This window comes from Streptomyces sp. NPDC046215 (assembly GCF_040646215.1).
Lineage (GTDB): Bacteria > Actinomycetota > Actinomycetes > Streptomycetales > Streptomycetaceae > Streptomyces > Streptomyces stramineus.
On the sequence record NZ_JBEYZW010000161.1, the window covers coordinates 1 to 5,852 of the forward strand.

Here is a 5,852-nt window from a genome sequence, read left to right on the forward strand (position 1 = left end):
GGGGTTCACCCCTTTTTTTTTTCCCCCCCCCCCCCGGTTGGGGGGGGGGGGGGGGCGGGGGGGTGGGGGGGGGCCCTACCCCCCCCCCCCCCCCAACAACAGGCCCGCGGAGACCCGCCACCGCACATTGGAAGCCCCGCGCAGCGGACCGGCCCCCCGCAGGGGAAACGGCGCCGCACCCGGCAACGCCCCGCGCAGCGGAGCGGCCCCGCGCCAGCGGACCGGCCCCGCGCAGCGGCAACGGCTTCGCGCCAGCGAAAACAGCAACCACACACCCTGCAAGCCAGCGCAGCGACAAGGCAAACTGGGGAGCATGTCCATTCACGAGAACCTCCTCGGGGGCCCGCCCCCGACCCACCTGCCCGACGACCCCGAGCCGCGCGAGCTGCTCGCCTCGGGCGCGGCGCCCTCCGACGTCGCCGCGAAGTACCCCTCGTCCTCCCTCGCGTGGGCGCAGCTCGCCGACGAGGCGTTCGAGGGCGGCCGGGTCGTCGAGTCGTACGCGTACGCCCGCACGGGGTACCACCGCGGGCTGGACGCCCTGCGGCGCAGCGGCTGGAAGGGGCACGGGCCGGTGCCTTTCGAGCACGAGCCGAACCGTGGTTTCCTGCGCGCGCTGCACGCGCTGGCGCGGGCCGCGCAGGCGATCGGGGAGCAGGAGGAGTACGAGCGCTGCTCGTCGTTCCTGCGCGACAGCTCCCCGACCGCGGCCAGCACCCTGGGCTGACATGCGGTGACTGCCGGAACGCCCCGCCCCGCGCGGGGCGTTCCGGCTGTCCACAGCCCTTGCACCGGGTGGCGCGCGGGACGGATGATGCCCACAGGGGACCGGGGCTCCGATGCCGACAGGAAGGGGCGGACCGCTACCCGGGAGCACTGATCGCCGAGGAGCGCGCGATGCCGCAACCGCAGCCTGCCCGTCCCCAAGCCCCGAACGTCGAATTCGAGCAGACCACCCCGTACGAGGACTACGTCCGGGCGTCCGTGCTCAGCCGCCTCCAGGAGCCCCTCTCCGAGGACCCCGGTGAGATGGCCTTCCTCGTCACCACCCAGGTGATGGAGCTGTGGTTCACGGTCCTCGTGCACGAGTGGCGGACCGCCGCCCGCGCGCTGCGCGAGGACGACCTGCCGGCCGCGATGGCCGCGCTCAAGCGCTCCGCGTACGAGCTGGAGTCGCTCAACGCGTCCTGGAAGCCGCTCGCCCAGTTGACGCCCGCTCAGTTCAACGCGTACCGCTCCGCGCTCGGCGAGGCGTCCGGTTTCCAGTCGGCCACCTACCGCCGCCTGGAGTTCCTCCTGGGCGACAAGTCGGCCTCGATGCTGGTGCCCTACCGCGGCACGCCCGCCACGCACGCGGCGCTGGAGAAGGCGCTGCGCGAACCCAGCCTGTACGACGAGGTGCTGAGCTGGCTGGCCCGGCGCGGGCATCCGATACCGGCCTCCGTGCTCGATCGCGACGTCTCCGTGCGCCACGAGGCCGACCCGGCGGTCGAGGAGGTCTGGCAGCGCGTCTACGCGGGCGACCAGAACAGCGACGAGTGCCGGCTGGGCGAGGCCCTGACCGAGGTCGCGGAGCTGGTCTGGCGGTGGCGCAACGACCATCTCGTCGCCACCCGCAGGGCGATGGGCGCCAAGGTGGGCTCGGGCGGCTCGGCGGGCGTCGCGTGGCTGGAGAAGCGCGCCGCGAAGACCGTCTTCCCCGAGCTGTGGACGGCGCGCAGCCATGTCTGAGCGCCTGGCCGCCGAAGCGGCGGCCCTCGACGCGGCCGACGGGCTCCGCGCCAAGCGGGCCGAGTTCGTCCTCGACGACACGGTCTACCTCGACGGGAACTCCCTCGGGGCCCTGCCGGCCTCCGTCGCGGGCCGCCTCGCCGACGTCGTAGGGCGCGAGTGGGGGCGGCTGCGGATCCGGTCGTGGGAGGAGTCCGGCTGGTGGGCGGCCCCCGAGCGGGTGGGCGACCGCGTCGGGGCGCTCGTGGGCGCCGCGCCCGGGCAGGTCGTCGCCGGCGACTCCACCAGCGTCAACGTCTTCAAGGCCGTGGTGGGTGCCGCGCGGCTGGCCGGAGAGGGGCGGGACGAGATCCTCGTCGACGCCGCGACGTTCCCCACCGACGGCTACATCGCCGCCTCCGCCGCCCGGATGACGGGCTGCCGGATCCGGGCCGTCGACGCCGGGGACCTGCCGGGCGAGGCCGGGCCCCGCACGGCCGTGGCGCTCGTCAATCACGTCGACTACCGCACCGGCCGGCTCCACGACCTGCCCGCCACGACCGCCGCCCTGCACGCCGCGGGCGCCCGCGTGGTGTGGGACCTGTGCCACAGCGCGGGCGCCCTGCCCGTCGGGCTCGACGCGCACGGCGTGGACTTCGCGGTCGGCTGCACGTACAAGTACCTCAACGGCGGGCCCGGCGCGCCCGCCTACCTGTACGTGCGCCGCGACCTCCAGGCCCGCTTCGACTCCCCGCTGCCCGGCTGGAACTCCCACGCCGACCCCTTCGGCATGGACCCCGCCTACACCCCGGCCGAGGGGGCGGCGCGCGGTCGCGTCGGCACGCCCGAGATCCTCTCGCTGCTCGCCCTCGACGCGGCGCTCGACGTGTGGGACGGCGTTTCCCTCGACGCCGTGCGGGCCAAGAGCCTGGCCCTGACGGACTTCTTCCTGCGCTGCGCCGAGGCGTACGTGCCCGGGGGGCGGGCCCGGTCCGTCACGCCCGTCCCGCACGCCGAGCGCGGCAGCCAGGTGTCGCTGAGCTGCCCCTCCGGCGCGGGCGAGGCCATGGCGGAGCTGGCCCGCCGCGGTGTCGTCGGCGACTTCCGCCGCCCCGACGTGCTGCGCTTCGGCTTCACCCCGCTCTACACGGGCTTCGCCGACGCGCACCGCGCGGCGCGCGTGCTGGGGGAGGTCCTGGCCGGGTGAGCGACGGGGAGAGCGAGCTGTTCGCCCTGGCGCACGTGGCGCCGGACGAGAGCGTCACCTACGGCGACCACCCGAGCCAGGTCGTCGACATCTACCGCCCGGCCGGGCCCCCGCACACCCGGGTGACGCTGCTGCACGGCGGCTTCTGGCGCGAGGCGTACGACCGGTGCCACCTCTCGCCGCTCGCCGCGGCGCTCGCCGCGGGCGGTGTCGAGGTGTTCCTGGCGGAGTACCGCCGGGTGGGCGGGGGCGGCGGCTGGCCGGAAACGTTCGAGGACGTGGCACGGGTGGCCGCTGACGCCGGCCGCGGCGCCCCGGGCCGGCACGTCCTCGCCGGGCACTCGGCGGGCGGCCACCTCGCCCTGTGGGCGGCGGGCGCCGCCGGGGTGCCGCCCTGCGAGGTCGTCGCCGTCGCCCCCGTCGCCGACCTGGGCCGCGCCCGGACGCTCCGGCTCGGCGCCGGCGCGGTCGACGCGCTGCTCGGCGGCGCGTACCGGCCCGAAGCCGACCCGGTGCGGCTGCCGCCCCCGCGCGGGCCCGTCACGCTCCTGCACGGCGGCGCCGACCCGCACGTCCCCGCGGCGCTCTCCACCCGCTACACGGCCGCCGCCCGGGCGGCGGGCGGAGAGATCACCCACCGGGAACTGCCGGGAGTGGGGCATTTCACCCCGGTGACGCCGGGCACCCCCGCCTGCGCGGAACTGCTGGCCCTGCTGGGCGCCCGCGCGCGTAGTACTTGAGACGGACCCCCGCAGATCCCCACCCATGGGGACGCCAGGGACATGACGGGTTGCCTACGGTGGATGGCGTGACCGACACCTATGACACCAGGCCGAGCGACGAGCTGCGGATGGTGAAGAGCGTTCTGAGCAGGATCCGCGAGGACCTCTTCACCGACGCCTTCGCCTTCCGGCCGCTGCCGCCGCTGCCTGCCGACCACCGGCTGGTCCGGTGGCTGCCGGGCCGCGGCGGGCACTACGCCCGGTGGTTCCCGCACACCGCGGTGGCCGCCCTCGCCTCCGTGCTCGTCCTCGCGACGCTCGAACGCACCGGCGGGCTCAGCGGCCTGCTCGCCGGGCTGTTCGTCGGTGTGCCGGTGGCGATGACCCTCTTCCGGCCGGTCGGCGCGTGGTGGCTGTCGTGCGCCGGTCTGCTCGTCGGCGGAACGGTCCTCAGCGGCTACGGGCCGGGGCCGGGCGCCCTCGTCGGCCACCTCTTCGTCCTGCTGATCGTCGCCGTGCGGACGCGCCCGCGGACAGCGGTCGAAATGCTGGCGCTGACCGCCGCGCTGGGCCTCTTCCTCGGGATCGTCTTCCGCTCGTACAGCGACGGGTACTTCCTCCCCGACCTGTTCCAGATGCTCGTCCTCTACGGGTTCGTGCTCTTCGCCGTCCTCGGCGGCCGCAGCCTGCGCGAGACGAAGCAGCAGGTCGTCGCCCAGGCGGCCGTCACCGAGGTGGAACGCTCCCGGCGCACGGTCCTGGAGGAGCGCACCACCATCGCCCGCGAGCTGCACGACGTGGTCGCCCACCACATGTCCGTCGTCGCCATCCAGGCCGAGGCCGCGCCCTACCGGGTGCAGGACACCCCGCCCGAGCTGGCCGCCGCGTTCCAGACGATCCGGGAGAACGCCGTCGCCGCCCTGACCGAGCTGCGCCGGGTGCTCGGCGTCGTCCGGTCGGAGAACCCCGACGCCTTCGCCGGCCCCGAGGCCCCGCAGCCCACCCTCGCCGCCCTGGACGGCCTGCTGGACAACGTCCGCTCCGCCGGCTCGGCGGTCGAACGGGTGACGACGGGCTCGGTGCGGCCGCTGCCGCAGGGCGTCGAACTGTCGGCGTACCGCATCGTCCAGGAGGCGCTCAGCAACGTCCTGCGCCACGCGCCCGGCGCCGAGGCCCGCGTCGAGCTCTCCTACGTCCTCGGCGGCCTCGGCCTGCGCGTCGTCAACGGGCCGCCGAACCGGCTGGCCAAGCCCTCCCCGGGCGCCGGCCACGGCGTGCTCGGCATGCGCGAGCGCGTCGCGATGCTCGGCGGGGAGATGACCGCGCAGGCGACGGACGAGGGCGGCTTCGAGGTCGTCGCGTTCCTCCCCGTCGCCGTGGGCGAGGCCGCCGCATGACCATCCGCGTACTGATCGTGGACGATCAGATGATGGTCCGGGAGGGCTTCTCCGTCCTGCTGAACGCCCAGCCCGACATCGAGGTCGTCGGCGAGGCGGTGGACGGCCGGCAGGCCGTCGAGCAGGTGACCGCACTCCGCCCCGACGTGGTCCTGATGGACATCCGCATGCCCGTCCTGAACGGGCTGGAGGCGACCCGCGAGATCATCGCCGCCGACGCCGGGGCGAAGGTCCTGGTCCTGACCACCTTCGACCTGGACGAGTACGTCTACCAGGCGCTCCGGGCCGGGGCCAGCGGCTTCCTGCTCAAGGACGCCTCCGCCCGCCAGCTCGCCGACGGCGTCCGCGTCGTGGCCTCCGGCGAGGCGCTCCTCGCGCCGACGGTCACCAAGCGGCTCATCCAGGAGTTCTCCCGGCTCGGCACGCCCCGGCTGCCCACCCAGGAGCGCGTCGCGGACCTCACCGAACGCGAGACGGAGGTGCTGGTCCTCGTCGCGCAGGGCCGCTCCAACTCGGAGATCGCGGCCGGCCTCGTCGTCGCCGAGTCCACGGTCAAGACGCACGTCAGCCGCATCCTGGTGAAGCTGGGCCTGCGGGACCGCACGCAGGCGGCGGTCTTCGCGTATGAGGCGGGGCTGGTTACACCGGGGGGCTAGCCGCCCGGGGCTGGTCGTTGTTTGCCGGGTGCGGCGCCGTTTCCCTGCGGGGGGCGTGTCCGCTGCGCGGGGCTGTTCAGGTGCGGTGGCGGGCCTGCGCGGGTGGGGGTTTCGGGCCGGGTCGTGCGGTCCCTGCGGCGGCTGTTGTGTGCGTCATGAA

6 protein-coding genes are annotated in these 5,852 nt (G+C 75.1%); all 6 read left to right on the plus strand.

Annotation, left to right across the window (positions count from 1 at the left end):
- The first annotated feature begins 313 nt into the window (after positions 1 to 313).
- The 6 genes from ABZ951_RS33340 to ABZ951_RS33365 all read left to right on the plus strand — a co-directional run bounded on the left by ABZ951_RS33340 (position 314) and on the right by ABZ951_RS33365 (position 5,692).
- On the plus strand, positions 314 to 727 hold the full coding sequence (locus ABZ951_RS33340; RefSeq protein ID WP_344091441.1) for a DUF3151 domain-containing protein: 414 nt from the start codon (positions 314 to 316) through the stop codon (positions 725 to 727).
- Between the two features lie 170 nt (positions 728 to 897).
- Complete coding sequence (locus ABZ951_RS33345; RefSeq protein ID WP_344091443.1) at positions 898 to 1,731, plus strand: tryptophan 2,3-dioxygenase family protein; 834 nt, start codon at positions 898 to 900, stop codon at positions 1,729 to 1,731.
- A complete protein-coding gene (kynU, locus tag ABZ951_RS33350) occupies positions 1,724 to 2,917 on the plus strand; it encodes a kynureninase (protein ID WP_344091445.1) in 1,194 nt (397 codons plus the stop codon). The genes ABZ951_RS33345 and kynU overlap by 8 nt, the downstream gene beginning before the upstream one ends.
- Entirely contained in the window at positions 2,914 to 3,657 is a 744-nt protein-coding gene (locus ABZ951_RS33355) for an alpha/beta hydrolase (protein ID WP_344091447.1), read from the plus strand. Before kynU ends, ABZ951_RS33355 begins: the two co-directional genes overlap by 4 nt.
- 110 nt (positions 3,658 to 3,767) lie before the next feature.
- Positions 3,768 to 5,036 carry a histidine kinase gene (locus tag ABZ951_RS33360; protein ID WP_344091455.1) on the plus strand — a complete coding sequence of 423 codons (1,269 nt, stop codon included), beginning with the start codon at positions 3,768 to 3,770 and terminating at the stop codon, positions 5,034 to 5,036.
- Positions 5,033 to 5,692 (plus strand): response regulator transcription factor, encoded by a 660-nt coding sequence (locus ABZ951_RS33365; RefSeq protein ID WP_344091449.1) that lies wholly within the window; start codon positions 5,033 to 5,035, stop codon positions 5,690 to 5,692. Before ABZ951_RS33360 ends, ABZ951_RS33365 begins: the two co-directional genes overlap by 4 nt.
- Positions 5,693 to 5,852 lie beyond the last annotated feature (160 nt).

Bases quoted from the DNA above. Each gene is read 5' to 3' on its own strand.
- ABZ951_RS33360 (WP_344091455.1), top strand. From the start codon at position 3,768: ATGGTGAAGAGCGTTCTGAGCAGGATCCGCGAGGACCTCTTCACCGAC.
- kynU (WP_344091445.1), top strand. From the start codon at position 1,724: ATGTCTGAGCGCCTGGCCGCCGAAGCGGCGGCCCTCGACGCGGCCGAC.
- ABZ951_RS33365 (WP_344091449.1), top strand. From the start codon at position 5,033: ATGACCATCCGCGTACTGATCGTGGACGATCAGATGATGGTCCGGGAG.
- ABZ951_RS33345 (WP_344091443.1), top strand. From the start codon at position 898: ATGCCGCAACCGCAGCCTGCCCGTCCCCAAGCCCCGAACGTCGAATTC.
- ABZ951_RS33340 (WP_344091441.1), top strand. From the start codon at position 314: ATGTCCATTCACGAGAACCTCCTCGGGGGCCCGCCCCCGACCCACCTG.